The 24,877-nt window shown below is 61.0% G+C and carries 22 protein-coding genes; 13 read left to right on the top strand and 9 right to left on the bottom strand.

Going from position 1 to position 24,877, the window contains the following annotated elements; all coding sequences use genetic code 11:
• Window positions 1–150: 150 nt before the first annotated feature.
• The 6 genes from ACQY1L_RS19715 to ACQY1L_RS19690 form a co-directional block, all read right to left on the bottom strand.
• Window positions 151–2,082, bottom strand: a complete 1,932-nt coding sequence (locus ACQY1L_RS19715) for a beta-galactosidase (RefSeq protein ID WP_430245740.1) — start codon at window positions 2,080–2,082, stop codon at window positions 151–153.
• Window positions 2,082–3,179, bottom strand: coding sequence for an ABC transporter ATP-binding protein (locus ACQY1L_RS19710; RefSeq protein WP_430245738.1), 1,098 nt, complete (start codon window positions 3,177–3,179; stop codon window positions 2,082–2,084). Before ACQY1L_RS19710 ends, ACQY1L_RS19715 begins: the two co-directional genes overlap by 1 nt.
• A complete protein-coding gene (locus tag ACQY1L_RS19705) occupies window positions 3,176–5,278 on the bottom strand; it encodes an alpha-galactosidase (RefSeq protein WP_430245736.1) in 2,103 nt (700 codons plus the stop codon). The genes ACQY1L_RS19710 and ACQY1L_RS19705 overlap by 4 nt, the downstream gene beginning before the upstream one ends.
• Window positions 5,275–6,126, bottom strand: coding sequence for a carbohydrate ABC transporter permease (locus tag ACQY1L_RS19700; RefSeq protein WP_113166532.1), 852 nt, complete (start codon window positions 6,124–6,126; stop codon window positions 5,275–5,277). Before ACQY1L_RS19700 ends, ACQY1L_RS19705 begins: the two co-directional genes overlap by 4 nt.
• Window positions 6,126–7,034: a carbohydrate ABC transporter permease gene (locus ACQY1L_RS19695; protein ID WP_430245734.1), complete on the bottom strand. Its 909-nt coding sequence runs from the start codon at window positions 7,032–7,034 to the stop codon at window positions 6,126–6,128. Before ACQY1L_RS19695 ends, ACQY1L_RS19700 begins: the two co-directional genes overlap by 1 nt.
• Window positions 7,035–7,118: 84 nt before the next feature.
• On the bottom strand, window positions 7,119–8,354 hold the full coding sequence (locus ACQY1L_RS19690; RefSeq protein ID WP_430245732.1) for an ABC transporter substrate-binding protein: 1,236 nt from the start codon (window positions 8,352–8,354) through the stop codon (window positions 7,119–7,121).
• A 145-nt stretch (window positions 8,355–8,499) separates the two neighbouring features.
• Between ACQY1L_RS19690 and ACQY1L_RS19685 the strand changes: the two genes are divergently transcribed.
• Both ACQY1L_RS19685 and ACQY1L_RS19680 read left to right on the top strand, forming a co-directional pair.
• Window positions 8,500–9,423, top strand: a complete 924-nt coding sequence (locus ACQY1L_RS19685; RefSeq protein WP_430245730.1) for a helix-turn-helix domain-containing protein — start codon at window positions 8,500–8,502, stop codon at window positions 9,421–9,423.
• A gap of 197 nt (window positions 9,424–9,620) precedes the next feature.
• Entirely contained in the window at window positions 9,621–11,003 is a 1,383-nt protein-coding gene (locus ACQY1L_RS19680; protein ID WP_062459880.1) for a GntP family permease, read from the top strand.
• A gap of 126 nt (window positions 11,004–11,129) precedes the next feature.
• On the opposite strand, the gene ACQY1L_RS19675 is transcribed toward ACQY1L_RS19680, so the two are convergent.
• On the bottom strand, window positions 11,130–11,546 hold the full coding sequence (locus ACQY1L_RS19675) for a thiol-disulfide oxidoreductase DCC family protein (RefSeq protein WP_430245983.1): 417 nt from the start codon (window positions 11,544–11,546) through the stop codon (window positions 11,130–11,132).
• A gap of 215 nt (window positions 11,547–11,761) precedes the next feature.
• On the opposite strand from ACQY1L_RS19675, the gene ACQY1L_RS19670 reads away from it, so the two are divergent.
• Together ACQY1L_RS19670 and ACQY1L_RS19665 are read left to right on the top strand one after the other, a co-directional pair.
• Window positions 11,762–12,757, top strand: coding sequence for an NAD(P)/FAD-dependent oxidoreductase (locus ACQY1L_RS19670; RefSeq protein ID WP_430245728.1), 996 nt, complete (start codon window positions 11,762–11,764; stop codon window positions 12,755–12,757).
• Window positions 12,754–13,182, top strand: coding sequence for a DUF3429 domain-containing protein (locus ACQY1L_RS19665; RefSeq protein WP_092662963.1), 429 nt, complete (start codon window positions 12,754–12,756; stop codon window positions 13,180–13,182). The genes ACQY1L_RS19670 and ACQY1L_RS19665 overlap by 4 nt, the downstream gene beginning before the upstream one ends.
• Before the next feature lie 113 nt (window positions 13,183–13,295).
• On the opposite strand, the gene ACQY1L_RS19660 is transcribed toward ACQY1L_RS19665, so the two are convergent.
• Window positions 13,296–15,014 carry an extracellular solute-binding protein gene (locus tag ACQY1L_RS19660; RefSeq protein ID WP_062577913.1) on the bottom strand — a complete coding sequence of 573 codons (1,719 nt, stop codon included), beginning with the start codon at window positions 15,012–15,014 and terminating at the stop codon, window positions 13,296–13,298.
• A gap of 94 nt (window positions 15,015–15,108) precedes the next feature.
• Window positions 15,109–16,011: an NAD(P)-dependent oxidoreductase gene (locus tag ACQY1L_RS19655; protein ID WP_062459871.1), complete on the bottom strand. Its 903-nt coding sequence runs from the start codon at window positions 16,009–16,011 to the stop codon at window positions 15,109–15,111.
• Between the two features lie 505 nt (window positions 16,012–16,516).
• Between ACQY1L_RS19655 and ACQY1L_RS19650 the strand changes: the two genes are divergently transcribed.
• The 9 genes from ACQY1L_RS19650 to ACQY1L_RS19610 all read left to right on the top strand — a co-directional run bounded on the left by ACQY1L_RS19650 (window position 16,517) and on the right by ACQY1L_RS19610 (window position 24,610).
• Window positions 16,517–17,590 (top strand): 2,3-butanediol dehydrogenase, encoded by a 1,074-nt coding sequence (locus tag ACQY1L_RS19650; protein ID WP_062459869.1) that lies wholly within the window; start codon window positions 16,517–16,519, stop codon window positions 17,588–17,590.
• Window positions 17,591–17,706: 116 nt separating this feature from the next.
• Window positions 17,707–17,991 (top strand): YciI family protein, encoded by a 285-nt coding sequence (locus tag ACQY1L_RS19645; RefSeq protein ID WP_062459867.1) that lies wholly within the window; start codon window positions 17,707–17,709, stop codon window positions 17,989–17,991.
• Window positions 17,988–19,001: a Gfo/Idh/MocA family protein gene (locus ACQY1L_RS19640; RefSeq protein ID WP_430245723.1), complete on the top strand. Its 1,014-nt coding sequence runs from the start codon at window positions 17,988–17,990 to the stop codon at window positions 18,999–19,001. Before ACQY1L_RS19645 ends, ACQY1L_RS19640 begins: the two co-directional genes overlap by 4 nt.
• A 22-nt stretch (window positions 19,002–19,023) precedes the next feature.
• Window positions 19,024–20,007, top strand: coding sequence for a zinc-dependent alcohol dehydrogenase (locus tag ACQY1L_RS19635; protein ID WP_430245721.1), 984 nt, complete (start codon window positions 19,024–19,026; stop codon window positions 20,005–20,007).
• A 4-nt stretch (window positions 20,008–20,011) separates the two neighbouring features.
• The gene (locus ACQY1L_RS19630) at window positions 20,012–21,070 is read left to right on the top strand and encodes an SDR family oxidoreductase (protein WP_430245719.1); all 1,059 of its coding nucleotides are present in this window, start codon (window positions 20,012–20,014) and stop codon (window positions 21,068–21,070) included.
• Window positions 21,071–21,108: 38 nt separating this feature from the next.
• Window positions 21,109–21,966 (top strand): intradiol ring-cleavage dioxygenase, encoded by an 858-nt coding sequence (locus tag ACQY1L_RS19625; protein ID WP_430245717.1) that lies wholly within the window; start codon window positions 21,109–21,111, stop codon window positions 21,964–21,966.
• 9 nt (window positions 21,967–21,975) lie between these two features.
• A complete protein-coding gene (locus tag ACQY1L_RS19620; protein ID WP_430245715.1) occupies window positions 21,976–23,034 on the top strand; it encodes a maleylacetate reductase in 1,059 nt (352 codons plus the stop codon).
• Between the two features lie 143 nt (window positions 23,035–23,177).
• Window positions 23,178–23,477: a Dabb family protein gene (locus ACQY1L_RS19615; RefSeq protein WP_062577927.1), complete on the top strand. Its 300-nt coding sequence runs from the start codon at window positions 23,178–23,180 to the stop codon at window positions 23,475–23,477.
• A 71-nt stretch (window positions 23,478–23,548) separates the two neighbouring features.
• Window positions 23,549–24,610: a ketopantoate reductase family protein gene (locus ACQY1L_RS19610; RefSeq protein ID WP_062577928.1), complete on the top strand. Its 1,062-nt coding sequence runs from the start codon at window positions 23,549–23,551 to the stop codon at window positions 24,608–24,610.
• Window positions 24,611–24,877: the final 267 nt, after the last annotated feature.

The following is a 24,877-nucleotide window of genomic DNA, read 5'->3' as shown; positions in this document are numbered from 1 at the left end:
GGCCTAAGCCGGAATCCTGATACAGCTCAGCGAATGTCGTAGTGGAGATCCGCTCGCATCATTTCGGTCAGTTCCGCACCGTTCCATAGGGCCCGTTCAGCTCCCGAGCAACCGTTTGGCAGGCGCGTGTTTGGTTGCTGTCTGGCTCGCTCACGCCCGCCAGACAGCAACCTCATACGGGCGAAGAGTGCGCTCGCCGAGCACGATGCGGATCCCGGTTGGAACCGTCCAGTCCTCCGCACCGTAGTTAAACGCGAAGACGAGCTCGCCGCGTCGCCGCATACGAACATGTTCCGGCAGCTCGAACGTGGGGATGTCCGCAGCGTCCAGAACCAGGCTCATCGTTGCGGCAAGGAGTGACTCATCCGGCCAGCAGGCCAGGTAATGGATCTTCTCCTTGCTGGTGAGGGCCGGCATGCCATCGCCGAAGCGGGCAAGAACATCGCCGGTCGCTTCTATATCTTCGCGCCAGCGGATCGCCGCTCCCGAGACCTGTCCCTTCACAGGCTGGGCAAGGCCCGGCCTCAGTGTCGCGACCTGCAACACGCGGTGGCCGGTGAGATCGGAGAGCGGACCGGGCGGCAGATTGTCGGGAATGGTGAAATTGCGGGTGCGGGATCCGGTCCGGGGGCCGATCAGGACTACACCGTCGAATTGGCGGAGTTCCCTCTCCAGATCCGCGGATATTTCCGTGACGCAGGGCAAAATAACCAGCGCGTAGCCATCCAGCGGCGCGCCGGGGCGCACGAAGTCGATATCGACGCCGAGGCGCCGAAGGCTTTCATACCAGCGGAAGGTCAGTTCTTCGTAACGGAAGTCCTTGCCCTGCGGCTGGATCACCGTCGTCCAGTAGCTCTGGTAATCGAAGACAACAGCAACTTTAGCCGTCTGTGTTTCCGGCAGAGTTCCGAAAGTGGCGAGCTCGCTCGCTACCTGTCCAGCTTCGCGGCCGCCGGGCGAAAGTTCGTCTAGGCCGGGAAGGTTCAGACCCGCGTGCATCTGCTCCTGAGCGAAGGGTGCCTGCCGCCAGCGGAAATAGCTGACGACTTCTGCGCCATGGGCCAGCGCTTCCCAGGTCCAGAGGCGCACCATGCCGGGCTTCGGGATCGGGTTCCAGGGCGCCCAGTTCACCGGGCCGGGTTGCTGTTCCATCACCCAGAACCGGCCACGGCCCACCGCGCGATAGAGATCGTGGTGAAACGGCGCGATATCCGGATGCGACGTCTCGGCCCAGCGATTGCGCTCCGCCTCCGAGAACGGAAACTTTTCGACGAAGCCGATCGGGTAGCTGTCCCAGGAGGCGAGGTCGAGATTGTCAGCCACCTGGAAATGGTCGAAATCGAGAACGAAGCCCATGAAGTTATGGGTGATCCAGCGATCCGGCGAATGCCGGCGGATGATCTCGCACTGCATTGCGTCATAGGCTGCGACCTGCTCCGAGTGAAAACGCCAGAAATCGAGCCGCGTCGCCGGATTGCTTTCGGTCACGGTCAGGTTCGGCAGCGCGACGTCGTCGAAGCTCGCGACTTCCATTGACCAGAACACCGAGCCCCAGGCTTCGTTGAGCTGCTCGGTAGACTGGTAGCGCAGCCGCAGCCAGCGGCGGAATGCCTTCAGGTCTTCAGGTCCAAAGGACAGCGTCGTGTCGTGGCAGCCGTATTCGTTGTCAGTCTGCCAGCCGACGAGACCCGGATGGTCGCCGTACCGTTTCGCGACCGCCTCGACGATGCGGGCGCTCTCGCGCCACCAGGTTTCCGAGGAGAAGGTGTAGTGACGCCGCGAGCCGAAACCACGCGGACGCCCCTGTTCGTCATAGGGGAGAATCTCGGGATATTCGTCGATCAGCCATTTCGGCGGTGTCGCCGTCGGCGTACCCAGCACGATCTTGAGGCCAGCCTTCGTCAGAACGTCCATCGCCCGGTCGAGCCATGCGAAGTCAAAACTGCCGCGGCTCGGCTGAAGCCGTGACCAGGCGAATTCGCCGATGCGCACGAAGGAAATGCCGAGTTCGCGCATGCGCCGCGCATCGGTTTCCCAGCGGTCTTCGTTCCAGTGTTCCGGATAGTAGCAGACGCCAAGCATTATCGTGTGAGATCTCCATTGACGACGGCATGGCCGTCGGTATCGAACAGATGGCAGGCCCTGGCCGGAATGCCGATGCGGATAGGGTCGCCCGCGCGCTGGCTTGCAAGGCCGTCGGCCTTGACCGCAATCTCAGAACCATCGGCGAGCGAAACGAAGAACAGGGTCTCGGAGCCGAGATGTTCGGCGAGCTTCACGCGGCCTTCGAGAACGATATCGCCATTGCCGGTCGCATCCAGATGTTCGGGGCGGACGCCCAGCGTCATCGTTCCGCCTTTCACTGAGGCGCCGTGCGTGTCGAGCGAAAGCGATGCGCCGCCGGGAAGGCTTGCGGTGACGCGGCCGTTCTCGCCGGGTGTCACGGGAACCGTCAGAAAGTTCATCTTCGGCGAACCGATGAAACCGGCGACGAACAGGTTTTTCGGCCGGTGATAGAGCTCGAGCGGCGCACCGACCTGCTCGATGCGACCTGCCGACAGCACGACGATCTTGTCGGCCATGGTCATCGCCTCGACCTGATCGTGGGTCACGTAGATCATCGTCGCCTTCAGATCCTGATGCAGGTTCGAGAGCTCCGAGCGCATCTGCACGCGCAGCGCCGCATCCAGATTGGAGAGCGGTTCGTCGAACAGGAAGACGTCCGGATTGCGGACAATCGCACGGCCGATTGCAACACGCTGGCGCTGACCACCCGACAACTGCCCCGGCTTGCGCTGCAGCAGCGGCTCAAGCTGCAGCATCTTTGCCGCATAGGCTGTGCGCTCTGCGACCAGGGCCTTCGGATGGCCCGTCATCTTCAGGCCAAAACCGATGTTTTCCGCAACCGTCATATGCGGATAAAGCGCATAGGACTGAAACACCATGGCGACACCGCGCTCGGACGGGCCGACGTCGGTCATCTCCTGGCTGCCGATCGACAGCGAGCCCTCGGAAATCTTCTCCAGGCCGGCGATCATCCGCAACAGCGTGGACTTGCCACAGCCGGACGGGCCGACGAAAACGCAGAACTCGCCATCGGCAATATCGAGATCGACACCCTTGATGACATTGACGGCGCCAAAGCTTTTCTTGACGGCGCGCAGGCTGACGTCGCTCATCGCATCTGTCTCCCATGGTTAGGTGTTAGTTCAAGAAGCAGGGCGCTTTCGGGCCGAAGCATCGGCAAGGGAAGGCCAGCAAGACCGGCATTCGCCAAATCGAAAGTGATCTCGCCCGAAAGCAGGCGCTTCTGACCGTCCGATATGCGGATGAACTCGGGCTCTTCGGGCAGAACGGTCTCGATGCGCCAGGTTCCGCGGAAGCGCGTGATCTGTTCGGGCAATCGCAGCGGAGAGGGCTGTTCGCCCACCATCTGCGGTCCCTGCGCAACGATGACGACGATCTTTTCAGCGCTGGCGGCACCCCAGACATAACGGCCGTCGATCGGCTCAAGCCGGAAATTGGCGCCGGGCGCATGCAGAAGAGGGCGAAGCCGCTTGTGGGTCTCAATACAGAGCGCCAGTTCGGCGCGCTCTTTTGCCGAGAGCTCCAGCGGGTTGAGTTCGACGCCGAAATGATAGGCCATCGCCACCAGCGCCCGGAAGCTCAGGGAATGGCGACGGTTGGTCTGGTGGTTGGGGTCTGCGGAGATGTGACTTCCGAGGATTTCCGGCGGTACGAAAACCGAGGCGCCGCGCTGGATTTCCAGCCGCTCCAGCGCATCGGTGCAGTCCGATGTCCAGACGCGATGGGTGCGGGCGAGCGCGCCATAATCGATCCGGCCACCGCCCGACGCGCAGCTTTCGATCTCGACATCGGGGTGAGCGGCGCGAACGCGATCCATCAGCGCGTAGACGGCGCGTGTCTGGGCGGCGGTCTTCGCCCTGCCGTCGCGACCGCCGCTATGGGTCAGGTCGCGGTTCATGTCCCATTTGACATAGGAAACCGCGTGGCCGCTAAGCACCGCATCAATCTTCGAAAACAGATAGTCGGAGACGTCCCGCCGGGTGAGATCGAGCACGAGCTGGTTGCGGGACGCGAGCAGGGGCCGCCCTTCCACCTGCAGCACCCAGTCCGGGTGGGCGGTAAATAGGTCGGACAAGGGATTGACCATTTCCGGTTCGAACCAGATGCCGAACTGCATGCCAAGGCTTGTCACGTGATCGACGAGCGGTTTCAGTCCGTTCGGATATTTGCGCGGGTCGATATCCCAGTCGCCAAGGCTCGTCGTGTCGTCGTCGCGTTTGCCGAACCATCCGTCGTCCAGAACGAAACGCTCGATGCCGAGTGCTTCAGCCGCAGAAGCCTGCGCCTGAAGCGAGTCGAGCTGGTGGTCGAAATAGTTGCCTTCCCAGGTGTTGAGCGTGACAGGCCTTGGGCGCATGGAGCCGCCCGGCCACTGGACAAGCTCGGTGCGGACGAAGGCATGAAATGCCTCGCTATGCGGCCCGGCATAGGCGACCGGGCTTTCGTAACTCTCGCCCGGCGCGAGAATGATCTCGCCGGGCTCGAAAAGTTCGCCGAGATGGACGAGCCGTTGGCCGTCATCGGTCCGGTCGATGGCGACCTGATGATTGCCGCTCCAGCCGAGCGTGACGCCGAAACGCTGGTCAGCGCCTTCGACGAACAGCATCGGCAACCGGTCATGCGAGGTGCGACCGCGGCGGTTTTCCTGCATCCACAGACCATTGCCGAGCGTTTCGCGACGCGTCTGGAACTCACGGCCCCATGAGCCGGTAAAACTGGTGATCGTTGTCTCACCTGATGGCGCCAGGAAGCTCGCGGCCATGCAGCGGTCGAGCTGGTAGTCGGTATCGCCTGCATTGGAGAGCCGGGTTGCGATCGACAGCACGCCGGCAGCATGGTCCGTAAGCGCGATGGAGATCTCGATCCGCGCGACCGGGTCGCTTGCCGAAAGCACGGTCTGTGCTCCGTTCCGTGCAACCGACCAGCCGCTGAAGGCGAGAATGAAATCGCGGCCGGCGCGGTGGCCTGCAATCGCCGGCCAGCCGAAAAAGCCCATTCCGCCTGATGGCAACAGGACGGCCGAGGGGACGGCGATGTCCATGCCGTTGATACGGCTCGACCGTTCGATCTCAAACAGCGGATCGGCGACAACCGGCGGTCGGCCTAAGGCCAGGATTTCGGGCATTCCGGTTTCGGGCAGGCGCAGGCTGAGTGCGAAATCGCCCGAGCCGACAGTTACGATGTCACTCATCCCTTGGTTGCTCCAAGTGTCAGGCCGGCAATGAAATGCCGTTGCATCAGGAAAAACATGGCGACCGGCGGGAGAGCCGCGATGATCGATCCGGCGGACACGAGATGCCAGGCGGCAACCCATTGGCCGTTCAGCGAATAGAGGCCGGCGGTGACAGGCATGGCGTGCTGGCCCTGCACGAGGACGGTCGCCCAGAAATAGTCGTTCCAGACGAAGGTGAAGATCAGGACGGAAAGGGCGGCGATCGCCGGCCGCATCAGCGGCAGCACGATGTGGCGAAAGATTTTCCATTCGGACACGCCTTCGACGCGCGCGGATTCAATGAGGGCAAAAGGCAGGCCCTTGATGAAGTTGCGCATGAACAGCGTGCAGAAGCCGGTCTGGAAGGCTGCGTGGAAAAGGACCAGTCCAGTTACGGTGTCGTAGAGGCCGAGTTTCAGTGTCAGGTCGCGGACCGGCACCATCAGGATCTGGAACGGAATGAAATTGCCCGCGACGAACATGAAGAACAGGACGAGATTGCCCTTGAAGCGATAGACCGCCAGCGCAAACCCGGTCAGGCAGGAAATACCGACCGCGCCGATGACCGTCGGGATCGTCACCTTGAACGAGTTCAGGATGTAGAGACCGATCGGAGAATCCCGGAAGACGGCCGTGTAGTTCTCGACACCGGCAAAACCGGAGGGCATGCCGAAGTAATTGCCGGCTGCAAGATCGCCCGCCGGCCGCACCGAGGTGATGGCGACGCCGATCAGCGGCAGCAGCCAGAGGACGAGCGACACAGGCAAGAGCACCTTGTAGCTGGTCCGCATCCAAGGCGATGCGTTCTGAATGGGGGAGGGGAACATCAGGCGTTCCTTTCCTGGACAAGCATCCGCACGATGAAGAGCGAGATGAACACCATCATGATCAGGAACAGCACGACTGCGATGGCGGCGCCATAACCCATGCGGAAACCGTATTCCGACAATGCCTGTTCGAACATGAAATAGGAGAGAACCTGGCTCGATCCGTAAGGTCCGCCGGCGGTCATGATCGAGACAAGGTCAAAGGAGCGCAGCGAACCGATGACGGTCACTACCATGGCGATGAATGTCGCCGGCGCAAGCTGTGGCAGGACAACGTACCAGAGAAGCTTGAGCCCCTTCGCGCCATCCATCCGCGCGGCCTCGACCTGTTCCGGATTGATGTTGTTGAGACCTGTCAGGTAGAGGATCATGCAATAGGCCGTCTGTGGCCACAGGCCGGCGATGATGATGCCGTAGGTGACGTAGCGCTCATCCGCCAGGACCGCCAGCTGCTCGCCCGTCAGCCACTCCAGCAGTTTCGAAAACGGCCCGAAATCCGGCGCGTAGAACCAGGTAAAGATCAGGCCGACCACGACCTGGCTTATGACGAACGGGAAAAAGAACAGCGACTTGTAGAGCCGGATCCCGGTGACCGACTGGTTGAGAAAAAGTGCTACGGCAAGGCCCGCAGGGATCGCCAGAAGATAGAGCAGCAGCCAGATGACGTTGTTCTTCAGGGAAACGTAGAAGGAATCGTCATCCAGAAGTTCGCTGTAGTTGCCAAGCCCGATCCAGACCTTTTCGCCAAGCCCGTCCCAGTTATGAAAGCTGATCCAGATCGACTGGAAGATCGGCAAAAGGACATAGACGATGAACATGAAAAGGCCGGGGGCGAGAAACAGCCATGGCGTGAGCCATTCCCTGTTGTTCTTAGAGCGGCGCGACGGCTGCGTTGCGGAATAGCTCACGACGATACTCCTGCAGATTCTTTTAGGATTGCGGCCGGACGCAGGACCTTGCGGTCGCTGCGCCCGGTCTCCTGGGAGGAAGCGCTACTTGTAGACGCGGGCGCGAACCTTCTCGAGCCGCGCCAGGATGGCGTCGATCTTGTCCGGCTTGACCATGAATTCCTGGAAGCCTTCCATGCCGGCCTTTGCCATTTCGGCATTGGCGTCGCGGTCATAGAACTGCGCAAGACCCTGGGCGCCCGATAGCATCGTGAAGCCGGCTTCGAGGAAGACGTCCTTAGGCTTTTCAGCCTGATTGTTGACGGGCAGCTGGCCAAGCGTGGCGTTCATCGTCGACTGTGCCTGGGCCGAGCCGACGTAAGCCAGGAATTTCTTGGCGTCTTCCTTGTTCTTCGCCTTGGCCGGAATGTGGAACGTATCGGTCGGCGCTTCTTCGGCCCTCGGCAGGCCGGGGGTGATTTCAGGGAAGGGAAGGAAGCCGATCTGCTCTTCCTTCAGACCGCCGTCCTTCATCGTGGCGACGGCGAAATTGCCCATCAGATACATGGCGGCCTTGCCCTGGACGAGCTGCGGGACTGCATCCTGCCAGTCGATCGCCGCATGGTTCTCGATGAAGTAGCCGGGCTTGACGAGCTCGGCCCATTTCTCGAACACGGCCTTTACCTTGGGATCGGTGTAAGGAACCTTGCCGGCCGTCAGATCCATGTGGAACTGGTAGCCGTTGACGCGAAGATTGAGATAGTCGAACCAGCCGCCGGTCGGCCAGAGTGCCTTGGTGCCGATCGTGAAGGGCGTGATCCCTGCAGCCTTGAGCTTGGCGCTCGCGGCGATCAGCTCGGCCCAGTTCTTTGGGGGGGTGATCCCCTTTTCGGCGAAGATGTCCTTACGGTAGTAGATGCCCCACTGGTAATAGGTATAGGGCATGCCCCACTTCTTGCCGTCGATCGTCATCGACGGTACGGCAGCCTTCATCTGCTGATCGTAGCCATTGGCCGACCAGACGTCGCTCACATCGGCAAACAGTCCCGCCTTGACGAAGGGCTCCATGCGGTTGCCGGCATACCAGGCGACGACATCGGGCGCATCGGCCGTCAGGAAGTTGCGGATAGCCGCCTTGTAGCCTTCGTGGTCAAAATTGTTCCACTTGACCTTGATGTCGGGATTGGCCTTCTCGAAGGCGGCAATCAGATCGCCCATCGCCTTTTTCGGCACGGGATCCGAATGGTCTGAATTGACAGTGATTTCGCCCGCGAAAACCGATGGCGCAATCAGAAAAGTCGACAATACGAGGCCAAGCAGCCTCTTTCTTAGAACGGTCATGTGTTCCTCCCTTGTGACCATCGGTAACCGGATGAAGTCCTAGATTTCAGCCTTACCGATCGAGCTCCTCCAGCCCGTCTTGATGTTCCGCCACAAACCCGTAGAGTTCCACCGTTTTTCAGGGAATGTTTTCCGGGATCCTAAGATGGATAAGGCCGCATCAACCATTTCGCAGGACGGATCGGTTCCGGCACATCCCGATCTCGATCCGCGGCACCCGCTTGTCGTGTTCGGCGACCATCGGTTCTGCGCCGGCGAAACTCTTGTCGTGCAGCGGATGGCAGGCCCGCATATGCACAGTCAGATCGAACTGAATTTTCTTACCCAGGGCCAGATGACCTACTGGTTCGACGGGCGGGAATTGACGATCGGCGCGGGCCGTCTCTGCCTTTTCTGGGGAATGGTTCCGCATCAGGTGACGGAGATCGAAAATGGTACGCGGTTTGTCTGTCTCTATGTTCCGATGTCCGTTTTTCTTGGTCTTGCCACTCTCAGCCGGTTCCGGGATGCCGTCTTCCGTGGTGCGGTCATCGAAGCGACCGTTATCAGGCCTTTCGATGAGGACGTCTTTCTCAGATGGCGCGAGGAACTCTTGCAGGGTGACGAGGGACTGGCAGAGATCGTCCGAACCGAGCTCACGGCCCGGGTTTTGAGGATCGAACGGGAAGGTTGGCGGGATCTGCGCGAACACGCCCCTGCCATTGCCGGCCTCTCATCCAGTGACAGCGGGCGCGCCGGTCATGTGGAGCAGATGTTGCGCTTCATTGCCGAACACGCCCTCGGCGATATTTCCGTCGATCACGTGGCGCGGGATGTGGGACTTCATCCAAATTATGCCATGAGCCTGTTCAAGCGGGCGGTCGGCCAGACGATGAACCAGGCGATTGCCCGCCACCGGCTGGACACGGCTCGCTCGCTTTTGATCTCGACAGACATGTCGATCACGAATGTCGCCTTCGAATCCGGCTTCGGCTCGGTCTCGCGCTTCTACGAAGCTTTCACCGACCGCTTCGCCGACCGGCCATCCGCGTTTCGCCGCAGGATGCAGGCAAATGCGCGACGCGACTGACACTGCGTGATGACCAGCCGTTCTGGTTGAACGTTCGATTTCAAGTTGAATAGAGCCTTCGCAGGCAATTCCTGCAAGCCGCTCTGAGCAGAGGCCCTAACGTGGTCGTGCACGTCGATTGAGGTTGAGTTTGCATTCTGGGCGATACCTCCGTACATCGCGCAGACACAACCGCTAAGCCCTGTAGGAGTATAATTTTGCCGGAGTTCGAACAGACCCTGGGAGCGGGTACGCTCATATCCATTGCGGCTGGCGCCGTTGCGCTGCTGCTGGTTCTTATCATCCAGTTTCGCATCCACGCTTTTGTCTCGCTCATTCTCGTCAGTTTCCTGACCGCGCTCGTGACGGGAATTCCGGCGGGGAATATCCTTACCACCCTCACGTCCGCGTTTGGCTCGACCCTCGGGGGCGTTGCTCTGCTTGTCGGCCTTGGCGCCATGCTGGGTCGCTTGCTGGAAGTATCGGGTGGTGCGCAGGCTCTTGCGGATGACCTCGTCCGCCGATTTGGCGAAAAACGTGCACCGCTGGCGTTGGGCATCGCGTCGCTGTTCTTCGGCTTCCCGATCTTCTTCGATGCAGGCCTCGTCGTCATGCTTCCGGTGATGTTCACGGTAGGGCGTCGCCTTGGCGGAAGCCTTCTTCTCTACGGCATCCCGGTCGCGACCGCCTTCTCGTGCATGCACGTTTTCGTGCCGCCGCATCCCGGGCCCGTCGCCGCAGCCGAACTGCTGGGCGCTGACGTCGGACTCCTGATCATCGTCGGTCTGTTGGTCGCCATCCCGACCTGGGTCGTTGCGGGCCATTTTTTCGGAAGCTGGATCGGCAAACGCATCTACCTGCCGGTGCCCGACAACGTCACTGATGAGCAATCCTCCGACGACGAGAGAATCTCCCTGCCGAGCCCTGGCCTCGTCGTTGCACTTCTTCTTTTGCCGCTCGTTCTCATCTTCATGAATACCGGCCTCGATTTCGCGCGCGCACAGGAATGGGTCAGCAAGGATGCCAGCTGGTTCCAGCTTGCCCGCACCGTAGGCTCTACTCCAATCGCACTTCTGATTTCGGTTCTCGTCGCCGGCTACGTTCTTGGGCCAATGCGCGGTCGCGATCCGATCAAGGTGGAGCGCATCGTTGACTCTGCTCTTGGACCTGTCTGCTCTGTTATCCTGATCACCGGCGCGGGCGGCATGTTTGGCGGCGTTCTGCGTGCTTCGGGGATCGGCAATGCTTTGTCGGATGTGCTTGCCGATATCGGTATGCCCATACTGGTGGCAGGCTTCCTGATCTCGACCGCGCTGCGCGTTGCACAGGGCTCCGCGACGGTTGCACTCATCACGGCTGCTGGCTTGGTGCAGCCTGCGGTGCAGGCTGCCGGTTATCAGGGTATTCAGCTGTCAGCGATCGTCATCGCGGTCGCATCCGGTTCTGTCATGCTGTCGCATGTCAATGATTCCGGCTTTTGGCTGGTCGGTCGCTTCTTCAACATGGACATCAAGACCACGTTCAAGACCTGGACCGCGATGCAGACGTTGGTGGGCCTCGTTGGCTTTGCGCTTTCCGGGATCATCTTCTGGCTGGCCTAACGACCCGGTTTCATAGCCAGGCACGCTCTTGACGAGTGCGTGCCTGGCTTCCCCGCGCTAATCGGCAAATTTCCGGGACGGTCGGCAGCGAGCCGCGTTCAGACAGCGCCGTGACCACGGTATCTCTCACCGGAAAAACTTCTGCAGAGACGGCCTCAGTCGCAGGAACCCCCGATAGGCCATCTCGAACAATGGTGTGGCGGGAGGCCAGCCTGCGATGAGACCGAGCGGGCGCAAAAGGGGTATCGCCCGCCACATTGCGGCAAAGGCTGCCGCCCCCGACAAAAGCTTGCCTCCTTCTTCGGCATGAAACCGCGACAGGATCTCCACACGATCGACAGGACACGATGCCATGGGATCGCAGGCGTCGATGAAGCGGATTGCATTGCGGTGGTCCAGCCTCCGGATCATCGCGATCTCGCGCCGGCAAAGCGGGCAGCCGCTGTCAAACCAGACGGTGACTTGCTCCATCATGACGTGTGCTTTGTAGTGTTGATGAGCATGGCTGATACCTCGAGTGCGAAGAATGCCAAACCATCCCATCTGCACAGATGTTCCGCAAGCATAGGTTACATCACAGCCTACCTGCTGGATGGGTGCCCTCTATCCCCGACATAGGGCACCTTGCGCCCACGAGCGCCCAAGTATTCAACCAAGGCCGCATCCAAGATGGAAACCAGAGACGCAGCCTGATCGGCTTGCGGCGGCGGAACCTATGGGGCATTGATGGCCTCAGCCACCGCCGGAGATCGACAGACATGGCAAGACGAATACGATTGGGCATTGTCGGTGCAGGGATCGCCGGACTGACTCTGGCCAGAGCCATGGCCGACTGTGCCGATGTCAGGATTTTCGAGAAAAGCAGAGGCGTCGGCGGACGGATGGCGACACGGCGAACCGATGCCGTGACTTTTGATCATGGAGCGCAGTATTTCACCATCAGGGACGGACGTTTCCGTGCAGCGCTGGAGACGGCGCAGGCCGACAGAGTGATTCAGCCCTGGACCGGTGCGCTTGCAACGCTGCCCGACGGCGATCTCGCGGCTTTGTCGGGGGGCGACACCACGCGTTATGTCGGGAGCCCTTCGATGAACGCGCTTGCGAAAGCGATGGCGGCAGGCCTTGATATCCAGACCGACGCGCCTGTGGAGGCGATCAGCGGCACGGCGGGTAAGTGGTTCTTGAAAATCGGCGATCGCCGCGAGGGCCCGTTCGACTGGCTGGTTTTAGCGGCGCCAGCCCCGCAGTCGGCATTGCTTCTTCCTGACGAGTTTACGCATCACGGGGCGCTGGCAAAAACCCGGATGAATGCCTGCTTCACGCTGATGATTCGCCAGACCGAGGATGCAAAGCTTCCCTTTGCTGCCGCCCGTGTCGATGATCCGGTCATCGGCTGGATCTCCCGCAACAATTCCAAGCCGGAACGGCCTGACGACCCCTGTCTGGTGGTCAACGCGACGGCCAAGTGGTCCGACGATCATTTGGAGGAGCCACTGGAAGATGTTCGTCGGACGATGCTGGAGGCGCTCCAGCGCTATATTCCGATCTCCCCGAGTGAGGCTGAGGCTGCAACCATCCATCGTTGGCGCTATGCCAATGTCGATCGGCCGGCCGGACAGGCTTTCCTTCTCGATGATGTGTCCCAATTGGCGGCTTGCGGAGACTGGTGCATCGCAGGGCGGGTCGAGGCAGCGTTCCTCAGCGCCGCGGCCCTTGGCGATGCGCTCAAACAGATCGTAAAGGTAGCGCCATGACAATGACCCCGCGGACCATCTCCACGCTTCTGACCTATTGCGGGGCCCTGCCGTTCTGGCTGCTGGCATTTGCCCCCTCGACCGTTCTCGGTTTTGAAACGGCACCCGCATTCCTGTCCTACGGGGCAGTCATCGCATCCTTTATGGCCGGAGCCCTCTGGGGAAGCGCTCAAACCGGCAGGGGCGACCTGGTGATCATTGTCGCCAGTAACGTGCTGGCTCTCATTGCCTTTGCGACACTGGTTGCCAGTCCTTTGCCGATAGCCCTGCTGGTACAGGTGTTGCTGTTTGCCCTTTTGCTGATCGCCGACCACAGGACCCTTTCTACGGATCCTTCACGGCAGTGGTATTGGAAACTGCGCATTCGGGTGACTGCGCTTGTCGCGCTTGCCTATGGCGTCATGCTTTTCCGCTACGTCTTTTGAACGGGTGGATGAAACTGCGCTCTCAAGCGTCATCAACTCGATAGGTTGGCGACGCCCCAAATATCTCGATGGCACACTGCCGGTGGCCGTCTCAAGACTGCTTCCGTCCTTTTCTAGCTCGCAGGCCCGGTGCGTCGTTTCCCTGAGGCTTTAAGCTCCCGGTTGATCCGATCGGCCGCATCCGCCAATGCTGTCCTGTCTGACTTTGCCCCCGACAATGCGTCATGCACTTCCTCGCCAAGGATCCTTTCGATCGCTGAATATTGCGGAATATTGGGTCGCTGCCAGGTGTGCAGCAGGTTCTTCTTCGCGAGCTGATCGACAAAACGCACGATCGGCGAACTCGCCGCAGCTTCCGGGTCCGCACTCACCGAGAAGCGCGGGGCGATCGGAAAGCCGTTCTTGACATGGGCCTTCATGGCCTCGCGCGACGCCATCCAGGCGATTGCGTCGGCGGCAAGTTCCACCCGGGCTTCGGGCAGATTGGACGGAATGCAGAAAAGGAAACCGCCGATCGGCGAAGCGCGGGTGCCGCCAGGCCCGGAGGGCTGTGGCAGGTACTCGACCCGCCGCTTGACCACGGACTGGACGTCGTACTCGAACCTCGCCGCGCGCATCGTCCAGAAATAGCCGAGACTGGCCTTTCCCTTCATGAACACGTCAAGCGTCTTGTCCCACGCCATGTTGAGAATGCCCGGCGGCGAGATCTCGATCAGGCGCCGCATGAAGTCCAGCGCGGAGAGGGCGGCATCCGACTGGATGGTACAGTGCAGTTCTTCAAGGTTTACGCCCTCCAGCGTAAAGCCCGCCCGGGACTTGCGCAGTGAAATGGTCGGCTGGCCGCAGGCGCCGAGAAAGAACATGAAGCTCGACGCGATCGGCATGCCGCGGGCACCGTCCCAGACTGCGCCATACATGCCGTGCTGCGGGGCGTGGAAATGCCGGCCTGCGGCAAGCACGTCCTCGAACTTTCGCGGGAAATCCAGCCCGGCATCGGCAAACAGGTCCCGCCGGGCGGCGAGGATCTCAATCGTGCAGTAGCCCGGAACGCCATAGTCCTGGCCATCCCAACGGGCCGTCGACCAGATGGAAGGATGGAAGTCGAGCGGGTTGATACCGGTTTTCTGAATCAGGGCATCAAAGGGGCGGATGATGTCCTTTTCGGCAAACTCGCCAAGCCAGGGCATGTTGATGGCGAGAACATCGTAGTCAGAGACCGGTTTGTTGCGATTGTCCAGGATGCGGCGATAGAGATCTGGCAGTGGCAGAAGGTCGAAGTTCTTCTTCGATGCGAGGTTGTTGCGGAAGTCGGCCCACATGTTGCGCATGGACGAAAAGTAGTTGTCGTCGTTGAGGAGGAAGCGCAGTTCGATATGCGACTCGACCCGCTTCTGCACCAGTCGCATGGGCGGGATGATCTGCGAGCCCAACGGGGTCCCGCCAAAGTAATAGTCTTCCTCCTGCTCGCCGCCGCGCAGGCCGAGCGTCTGGGCAAGCAGGGACTTCGTCTTTCCGGCATAAGCCTGGAAGGACTGCAGGAGCTTTTCGCTCGGTTGCAGGGAGAAGGTCTTGGCGCCGGGCCCCTTGGGGACTTTCAAAATGTAGCCACTGTCCACCATGCGATTGATCAGCCGCATGGAAGTTGCGTAGGGCAGGCCGGATTCCTGGCCGAGCGTTGAGATGGCGACAGTCTGGCTGTGGATATGGGCCTTGATGAGAAAGACCACGATTTTCCAGCCGGGGTCTTCGTCGAATCCGCCGATCACGTCGCCGAAGGGCCGCCGGGTCTTGTCCAGGAACTCAATCACCCGCAGCATTTCGTAGTCGTTCACGTCGGCCCCCCGTCCGTCGCGTCACTAGACGATGTTCGTAGCCATTGCAGCGCCTCTTGGCTAGGCGCTCCAGGTGCTGACGCGAATGTGGTGATTATTTTTCCGCTGGCGGCAGCAGACCCGCGCGGCGTTCGGACTGCTCGAACAGCACAAAGAAGTCCTTTTCAGCCAGCCCTTCCGTAAAGGCGGTCTCGTATTGCTGACGGATCATCGATGCCATGTACATCGGGATATGGTCTGCCCGGGCCGCGTCGAGGATCAGGTCGAAGTCCTTCATCATCTGCGACACCGAAAATGCCGGATCGAAATTGCGCTGGACCAGAAGGTCACGCTTATAGGCGATCAAAGGCGACGCAACTGCACTTTCGCAAATGACATTGAGCATGGTCTCAACCGAGAGGTTTCCCTTGAGGCCGAGCGTCAGCGCTTCGCCCAGCAGAGCCGATGTGGCGCCCACCAAGGCGTTGAGGACGAGCTTCAGATAGCGGGCCTCCTCGGCCTGGCCGACATAGAAGCGACGCGAGGCAAAGCAACCAAAGATAGGATCGAGGCGCTTGTAGGCGTCTTCCGGACCTGACGCCATGACCGAAAGGGTTCCCGCAGACGCGGTCGCCGTGCTGCCCGAGACCGGTGCGCGCAGGTAATGGACGCCGCATGCGCTCATGGCTTCATTCACTTCGGCGGAGATCGCGGGCGACACAGTGCTCATTTCCACCAGCGTCTGGCCGGTTTTCATGACGCTCGCAAGGCCGCCCTTGCCGAAGATGAGGTCGCGCAAAACGGCGTCGTTGGGAATAGTCAGGATCACGACGTCGGATTTCGCGGCCAGATCCTCAAGCGTGTGGGCGACATTGGCGCCTTCCGCAACGATCGTCGCCCGATTTTCGGGCAAGGGTTCATAGACGTGAAGCCGGTAACCGGCTTCCAGTACCCGGCGGCTCATCGGAGCGCCCATCTTGCCTATGCCAGCCCAGCCGACTGAAATTTCTTCGTTCATTGCGTCCTCCCGTCCCAATCGACAACAGGCTGTGACGGACCACCGATCTGGCCATCGCCCGGGGATCCATACGCCCAGCGCGCGCATCGATCAGCGCGGACCAGACATTTCCTCCCTCCAAACACTAGGGCGACAGCCTACCGAATGCTCTCTGCAAAATATCCATTCTGGACAAAAGGGGGGCTGTGACGGGTTCCGTTATCTACTAGCCTGAAGTCGGACCGTTCAGCGTTCCGTGGGAGGAACTTAGCTGACAACAAGGATCATGGTGCGCGCGCTGTCGAGCGTCGTTCCCCTGTGCCGTGTGTTTCGCAGGATATGTCGAGGATCGGAGGAGGATCCGCCATGCAAGACGATCATTTCAGAAATTTGGATATTCGCCGCTAGCAAACCTCGGCAATGCGTTGGTGAGGCCACTGCCGCCATGTCGCCTCATGACATCGGAGATTGGCAGGGCGCGGCTGGCAGCGCAGGCAGATGCAGTTATTTCGGGAAGGACAGTCAGATGAAAGCCGTTCGCTACTATACACAGAAAGACATCCGGGTGGAGGATGTCCCGGCGCCGTCGGGTCCGCTCGGGGACGACATGGTGCTGATCGAGCCGCTGGTCTGTGGCATTTGCGGGACCGACCTGCATGAATACATTGCCGGACCGATCGTCACGCCGAGCACGCCTCATGTCTATTCGGGCGCAACACTGCCACAGATTCTCGGCCACGAATTCTCGGCGCGCGTCCTTGAAGTCGGGCGCAACGTAACGCATGTTTCGCCCGGAACCCGCGTGTCGGTGCAGCCACTCATCTCCCCACGCGACGACTATTACGGGCGCCGCGGTCAATATCATCTCAGCGAGAAAATGGCCTGCGTCGGCCTGTCCTGGGACTGGGGCGGCATGGGCGAGCGCGCTGTCGTCAACAGCTACAACGTCTTTCCGGTCCCTGACAGCGTCAGCGACGTTCAGGCGGCCATGATCGAACCGGCGGCGGTCGCGCTCTATGGCGTCGATCGCGGCGGTGTCGAGGCCGGAAGCACGGTCCTCGTGTCCGGTGTCGGGCCGATCGGAGCTCTGGTCCTTCTGGCGACCCGCGCAGCCGGTGCGACGACGATCTTCGTTTCCGAACTCAATCCAAACCGCCGCGCGCTGGCTCAGAAGCTGGTCCCGGAGGCGATCGTCTTCGACCCGCGCGAAACGGATACGGAAAGCCTTTTCCGACAGCATACCGAAGACGGCGTCGGCGTCGATGTGGCGCTCGAATGTGTCGGCGCGGAAGCCTCTCTCAATCTCTGCGTCAAGGCCGTCAAGCGCCGAGGCACGGTCGTCCAGGTCGGCCTGCATGTCAAACCTGCCTCGATCGACGCCATGCTCTGGGCCTTGAAGGACATCACAGTGGAGGCGACGTGGTGCTATCCGGTGACGATCTGGCCACGCATAGCCCAGATGATCGGCGCCGGCATCTTTCCGGTTGAGCAGATTGTGACCGCGCAGATCTCGCCGGAGGATGTGGTCGAGAAGGGTTTCGAGGCTCTGCTCGATCCCAATGCGTCACACATGAAGATTCTGGTCAACATGCAGGGCTGACACCCTGCGCTTGCCGCGGACCGTGACAAGCGCGGCCGCCACGCAGATCCGTCCGACCAAAGGTGATTTGCGGGCGGTCTGCAGCACTTGAAACAGCCTGATCCAAGAGGGTTATCATGCATTACATCGTTCATTGCCTCGACCATCCCGGCGCCGTTGACAAGCGCCTCGCCCATTACGATGCCCATAAGGCCTATCTGGCATCGGCCAAGACAAAGACCGTAATCTCCGGTCCTCTTCTCGCCGACGACAACGAGACGATGATCGGCTCGCTGTTCCTGCTCGAGGCCGACACGAAGGACGAGGTGGTGGCCTTCAACCAGGCAGATCCGTTCAATGCTGCCGGCGTCTGGGCGTCGGTAAACATCCATCCCTTTGCCAAGCGGGTGGACAACCGATGAGCGGCTACGAGGGAAAACCCGTCCAGGCGGCCATTGTCGGCCTTGGCTGGTGGGGCAAGAAAATGGCGACGCTGGTCAATGCGGGAGGTGCTGAAATGCACTTCGTGCATGGCGTCGACCCCAACCCGGCAGAGCAGGGCTTTGCCGCGGAACGGGGCATGCGTTTCTCCTCCGAACTCGGCGAGGCGCTTGCCGATCCCGAGGTCGAGGCCGTGATTTTGGCAACGCCACATTCGCTGCACCAGAGCCAGATCGCGCAGGCGGTTGCCGCCGGCAAGCATGTCTTTTGCGAAAAGCCGCTTGCGATGACCAGGAAGGACGCCGAAGCCTCTGTCGCGCTGTGCGAGAAGGCCGGTCTGGTGCTTGGCATGGGACACGAGCGCCGCTTTGAACCGCCGATTGCCGAGATCCTTGATGCCGCGGCCACGGGCCGCCTTGGCCGCCTACTGCAGATCGAAGCCAATTTCAGCCATGACAAGTTCCTGGGGCTCGATCCGTCCAACTGGCGGCTCGATGCCGAACAGGCGCCGGCGGGCGGCATGACTGCCACCGGCATCCATCTGACGGACCTCTCCGTCAAGCTGATGGGGCCGGCGAAGGATGTCCGCGTCATCTGCGAAAACCTCGCGTCGGAAATCCCGCAGGGCGACACCATGAGTGCGCATATCCGCTTCAAGTCCGGCGGGTCGGCCTATGTGTCCGCCACACTTGCAACGCCGTTCATCTCGCGCTTTGCGGTGTTCGGCACGCTCGGCTGGATCGAGGTGCGGGACAAAGCGCATGTGGAATCGCCGGATGGGTGGATCGTCACCGAGGGCTGGAAGGGCCAGCCGATCACGACCCGCGAAGTGTCACCGGCCGAGCCGGTCCGGGACAACCTGCGGGCTTTTGCGCGCGCTGTCCGCGGCAGAGAGACCTATCCGATCAGCGGCGAAGAAATGATCGACAATATTGCGCTGCTCGAAGCGATCATCCTGTCTGCCCGCTCGGGCGCAGTCGAGCAACTTTGAGATTGGCTTTGGGAGGAGCATCATGAAAGCCTTGGTATTCGAAGCACCGGACAAGCCGGTCATTGCCGATCTGGGCATGCCGGAGATTTCCGCAAACGAGGTCCTCGTCCGAACCCGTGCCGTCGGCATCTGTCATTCGGATTACGAACTTCTGGCCGGTCGCTACATCATTCCGATCTCCTATCCGGTGACGCCCGGCCACGAGTGGAGCGGCCAGATCGTCGAGGTCGGTCGCAACGTCACGGGCTTCAAGGCGGGAGACCGTGTCGTCGGCGAATGCGTGGTGCGCACGCCCGAGCGGCTTCATCATTTCGGTTTTTCGATAAGCGGCGCCGACCGGGAGTTCTTCGCCGTCAATCCGGAGTGGCTGCATAAGCTGCCGGACGCGGTGGACGACAAGAAGGCGGCGCTGATCGAGCCGTTTACCTGCGGCTTCTATGCGGTGCTGCGGTCCGGCGGCACCAATGCCAGCGAGACGGTCGTCGTCTCCGGCGGCGGAACGATCGGCCTGGTGTCGGCAGCGGCTGCGATTGGCATGGGTGCGCGCGTCATCGTCGTTGATCCGCTCGCAACCCGTCGCGATGTGGCACTGAAACTCGGCGCAGACGCTGCGATCGATCCATCCGATGGCGGCGCGGCAGATCGGATCCGCGAGATGACCGGTGGTCATGGCGCTGATCTGGTGGTCGAAGCCTCCGGACATGATGCCTCGCTTGCGGCGGCGTTCGACTACGCAAGAGAAGATGGGCGCATGTCGATGGTCGGCATCAACATCGGCCGCAAAGTCCCTGTTGTCATCGGCCAGATCCAGATGAAGAATGTGACGGTCCGGGGCTGTATCGGCTCGCCCGGCGTCTGGCCGGCCGCGATCCGCTTCCTGGAGCGAACGGGCATCGACCTCTCGCCGATCCAGACCCATGACTATGCTCTGACAGATGCGGTGCAAGCCTTTGCCTTTGGCAAGGACGCGACCAAGAGCATCAAGATCACTCTTTTGAATGGATGAGGACATGACACATCACGCTCTCATTGTCGGTGCGACCGGCATTGCCGGCAGCAATCTTGCCGAATATCTGCTGGCCCAAGGCGGCTGGGAGATTTCCGGTCTGTCCCGGTCGCAAAGCCCGATTGCCGCTGTCCGGACCCTGTCCTGCGACCTCACCGACGCTGCCTCCGTCGCTGCCGCCCTCGAGGGTATCCGGCCCACCCATGTGTTCATCACCGCCTGGTCGCGGCAGGCGACGGAAGACGAGAACTGCAATGTGAATGGTGCGATCGTCCGCAACGTTCTCGATGCCCTTCGTGGCCGAGGTGTGAACCATGTCGCCCTCGTTACCGGCACCAAGCATTATCTTGGGCCTTTCGAGAACTATGCGAAAGTCGCGCCGCAGACGCCGTTCCGCGAAGAGCAGGAGCGCCTTCCCAACCAGAACTTCTACTATGTGCAGGAAGACGAGGTCTTTGCGGCGGCAGCCCGCGAAGGGTTCACCTGGTCGGTGCATCGGCCGCACACCCTGATCGGCTATGCGGTCGGAAACGCCATGAACATGGCGGCCACGCTTGGCGTCTATGCCTCTCTTTGCAAGGAAACCGGGATGCCCTTCGTGTTTCCCGGATCCGCCGAGCAATGGCAGGCGGCAACCGACGTGACGGATGCCCGCATCCTCGCCAACCATCTGGCCTGGGCCGCAACGACGCCAGCAGCTGCCGACACGGCGTTCAATGTGGTCAATGGTGACGTGTTTCGCTGGAAATGGCTCTGGCCGCGGATCGCCGCCTATTTCGGCATCGAAGCCGCGGACTATCCGGGCTCTCCGCAGCCGCTCGAGACGAAGACGGCCGATGCAGCGCCGATCTGGGATGCGCTCGTGAAGAAGCACGGCCTCAAGGAAAATGCGCTCTCGCGCGTCGCCTCTTTCTGGCACACGGACGCCGACCTTGGCCGGCAGGTGGAGACGTTCAACGACATGGCCCGCAGCCGCAAGGCCGGTTTCCTTGCCTACCAGGACACGACGGAATCCTGCACGGACGCCTTCGATCGCCTGCGCGCCGACCGGATCATTCCGTGATGACAGGACCACGCGACCAGCAAGGAGATCGACAGGCCATGGCGGACATCGGTTACTTTACGGAGACGAACTCGGTCGACACCGTCAATGCGCGCATGGGCGCTGACGTTGATCCGCGTCTTGCGCAAGTGATGGCGAGCCTTGTGAAGCATCTGCATGACTTTGCCCGGGAGGTCCAACTGACGCAGGATGAGTGGGAGACGGCGATCGGGTTTCTCACCCGCACCGGCCAGATCTGCACGCAGGAGCGGCAGGAGTTCATTCTTCTGTCCGATACGCTCGGTCTGTCGATGCTGGTGGATGCGATCAACAACCGCCGGCCCGAGGGTGCAACGGAAAACACCGTGTTTGGGCCGTTCCATGTCGAAGGCGCCCCGGTGAGGGAGATGGGCGCGCAGATCTGTCTGGACGGGAAGGGCGAGAGCTGCCTGTTCCTCGGCCGTGTGCTCGATCTCGAGGGCACGCCGATCGAGGGGGCGCGGATCGACGTGTGGTCCGACAATGCCGACGGCTACTATGACGTCCAGCAGCCCGACATTCAGCCGAAATGGAACAATCGCGGCGTATTCGTCACCGGGGCCGACGGACATTACAGCTTCATCGGCATCAAGCCGGTGTCCTACCCCATTCCCGACGACGGTCCTGTGGGCGAGATGCTCGCGCATCTGGGACGGCACCCATATCGCCCGGCTCACATGCACTACATGGTGCGAGCCGAAGGCTATCAGAAGCTGGTGACGCATACGTTTGTCGGTGGTGATGCGTATCTCGAATCCGACGCGGTGTTTGGCGTCAAGTCGACCCTCGTCGCACCGTTCGACCGCCTTGAAGACGGCGACACGCTGTGGCGTTCGGAGTTCGATTTCATCCTCGTGCGACCTGACCAGTCGAGATAGGAGCCAGGCTTGGACAATTTCATCTATAATGGAAATCCGGCCCGCGTGATTTTCGGGCGTGGAACGATCTCTCGCCTGGCGGAAGAGGCCGAGCGATTGTCGGCCGACCGGGTGCTGGTGCTTTCAACGCCCGAACAGGAAGACCAGGCGCAAGGGATTTCAGAGGTTCTGGGCTCGCGCTTTGCCGGGCTGTATTCCAAGGCGCAGATGCATACGCCGGTCGACGTGACGGCCGATGCTTTGCGTGAGGTCGAGCGGCTCGGGGCCAATGCGGTTCTGTCGATCGGCGGCGGGTCCACGACAGGGCTTGGTAAAGCGATCGCCTTTCGCACCGACCTTCCGCAGATCGTCGTGCCGACGACCTATGCCGGGTCTGAAGCGACGCCCATTCTGGGTGAGACGGAGAATGGCCGTAAGGTGACGAAATCCGACCCGCGCATCCTTCCCGAGGTCATCGTCTACGACGTGGACCTCACTCTCACCCTGCCGGTTGCCATGTCGGTGACAAGCGGCATCAATGCCGTGGCGCATGCGGTGGAAGCGCTTTATGCCCGCGAGGCCAACCCGATTGTTTCGCTGATGGCGGAGCAGGGGATTGCCGCGATTGCCCGCGCGCTCCCCATCATTGCCCGTCGCCCGGATGATCCGGATGCCAGGGCGGACGCGCTCTATGGGGCCTGGCTCTGTGGCGTGTGCCTTGGATCCGTCGGCATGGCGTTGCACCACAAGCTTTGCCACACGCTCGGCGGCATGTTCAACCTGCCGCACGCCCCCATGCATACGGCACTTCTGCCGCATGCGGTCGCTTATAACGCACCGGCCGCGCCGGAAGCCATGGCGCGTATTGCGCAGGCGCTCTCCGCAAAGGATGCGGCAACGGGGCTGTTTGATTTGGCTCAAGGACTGGGGGCTTCGATGGCTCTTAAAACTATGGGCATGCCGGACGACGGCATCGATCCTGCCGTCGAGCAGGCCATGGCCAACGCCTACTGGAACCCGCGAGTGCTGGAAAAGGATGGTTTGCACCAGCTCCTAGCCGGGGCTTACGAGGGCCAGCGACCAGAATAACGTCCTATAATGAACGGCCCTTGGGAGGGGGTAGCGATGAGCAAGTGGCTTAGTGAATACTGGCAGGTGATATCGGATTGGCTTCGTGAACTGGGCGCGGCCCACGTCGTGGACGACGGCTCATCCGAGCGAAAAGACAAGCCATGATCAGGCACATCGTCATGTGGAACGTGCGCGGCGAGACGCCCGAGGAAAAAATCGCCTCTGCGCGTCTGATCAAGACCAAATTCGAAGGCCTCAAAGGACAGATCCCTGGTTTGAGTGCAATTGAGGTGGGGTTGGACATCAGCCGCATCTCCTATGCCTGCGACGTAGTTCTCTACTCCGAGTTCGACGACGAAGCCGCTCTCAAGCTTTACGCGGACCATCCGGCGCACGCGAAGGTGCGGGCAGAGCTCGAGGGCATCCGGATCGCCCGCCATCAGGTCGATTATATCTGCTGACCACACGTGTCGCCTGACCGCGGATAAGCGCGGCGCGGCCCCGCCTTCATGCCCTTCTAGGAGACCATCGCATGACCTCCCATTTCAGCAAGACGCCGAGAATTGCTTTTCTCGGAACCGGCGCACAGGGCGCATCGATCGGAGCGGACTTCGTGCTCGCCGGTCATGACGTGACCTTCATCGAGCAATGGCCCGACCATGTGAACGCGATCCGGGAAAATGGGATCACCGTCAATCTACCGACCCGGACGATCAACGCCAGGGTCAAGGCCTTGCATCTCTGCGAAGTCGCGGAGATCAAGGAGCCGTTCGATCTCGTCTTCCTGGTGGTCAAAGCCTACGACACGAAATGGGCGACCCAACTGATCGAGCCGGTGCTGGCCACGGACGGCTTGGTCATCGGCCTCCAGAACGGCATGACGCACGAGGACATCGCGGCCATCGTCGGGCGGGAGCGGACTATCGGCGCCGTCATAGAGATCGCTTCCAACATGTTCGTACCCGGCGTCACCAACCGGCAGAACGATCACGACACATCCTGGTTTGCGCTCGGCGCCCTCGATCCGCAGACCCAGGAGAGGGTGGAGTCGGTCGCCGAACTTCTGCGCTGCACAGGGACCGTCGAGGTGACGGATGATATCCGCTCCGCCAAATGGATGAAGCTCGTCGTCAACGCCGCCGAACTTATTCCGTCTGCCATCGTCAACCTGCCGCTCGGCGATGCAGCCCGCAGCACGGGAATGCTAGAGGTGATGCGGGCGGCCGGCTATGAGGCCATGCAGGCGGCGATTGCCGATGGCGCAAAGATCGTCCCGATCATCGGCATGCCACCGGTCACCACAAACCATCCGGAGCGCTACGTCGACCAGATCTTCGAGGAGGTGCTCACCGTCTTCTCGCAAGCCGATACGCTCACGACCTCGCTGCAGGACTGGCGGAAGGGCCGGCGGGCCGAGATCCAGGAGGTCAACGGCTGGGTCATCGACACGCTGAAAGCGCATGGCCGGACGGCCCCGATCAATCAGCGGGTCGTAGACCTTGCCTATGAGATCGAGGCGAACACGCTTGAGGCGAAACCAGAAAACGCCGCTTTGCTGATCGAAACCTATGCGGCCAGCATCCCGGCGGGCTGAGGGTGCACTGATATGTTTCCCGTCTCGAATACACTTATCCAAAGCGGATATTTTCAGGGTTTTCGTAGTCTTCAAAATACATACAGTTGATCGGAAGGAGTTCGGAGGAGAGAATTTCCTGACGTATTTGAAGCGCCGGATTGCGTACTTGTTTTAGCAAGAGATGCTGACCGGTCAGAGTGACAAATTCTTGGAGGAGCAAGAATTTGGGCAATCCGCAAATCATCGTGCCTTGTGAAGTTCTGACCGCGCAGCGGTTCGGAGCCA

It is taken from the genome of Neorhizobium sp. DAR64862/K0K3 (assembly GCF_050500185.1).
Taxonomy (GTDB): domain Bacteria; phylum Pseudomonadota; class Alphaproteobacteria; order Rhizobiales; family Rhizobiaceae; genus Neorhizobium; species Neorhizobium soli.
The sequence above is the reverse complement of the archived record's forward strand: the minus strand, read 5'-3'. Positions and strand labels throughout refer to the sequence as shown.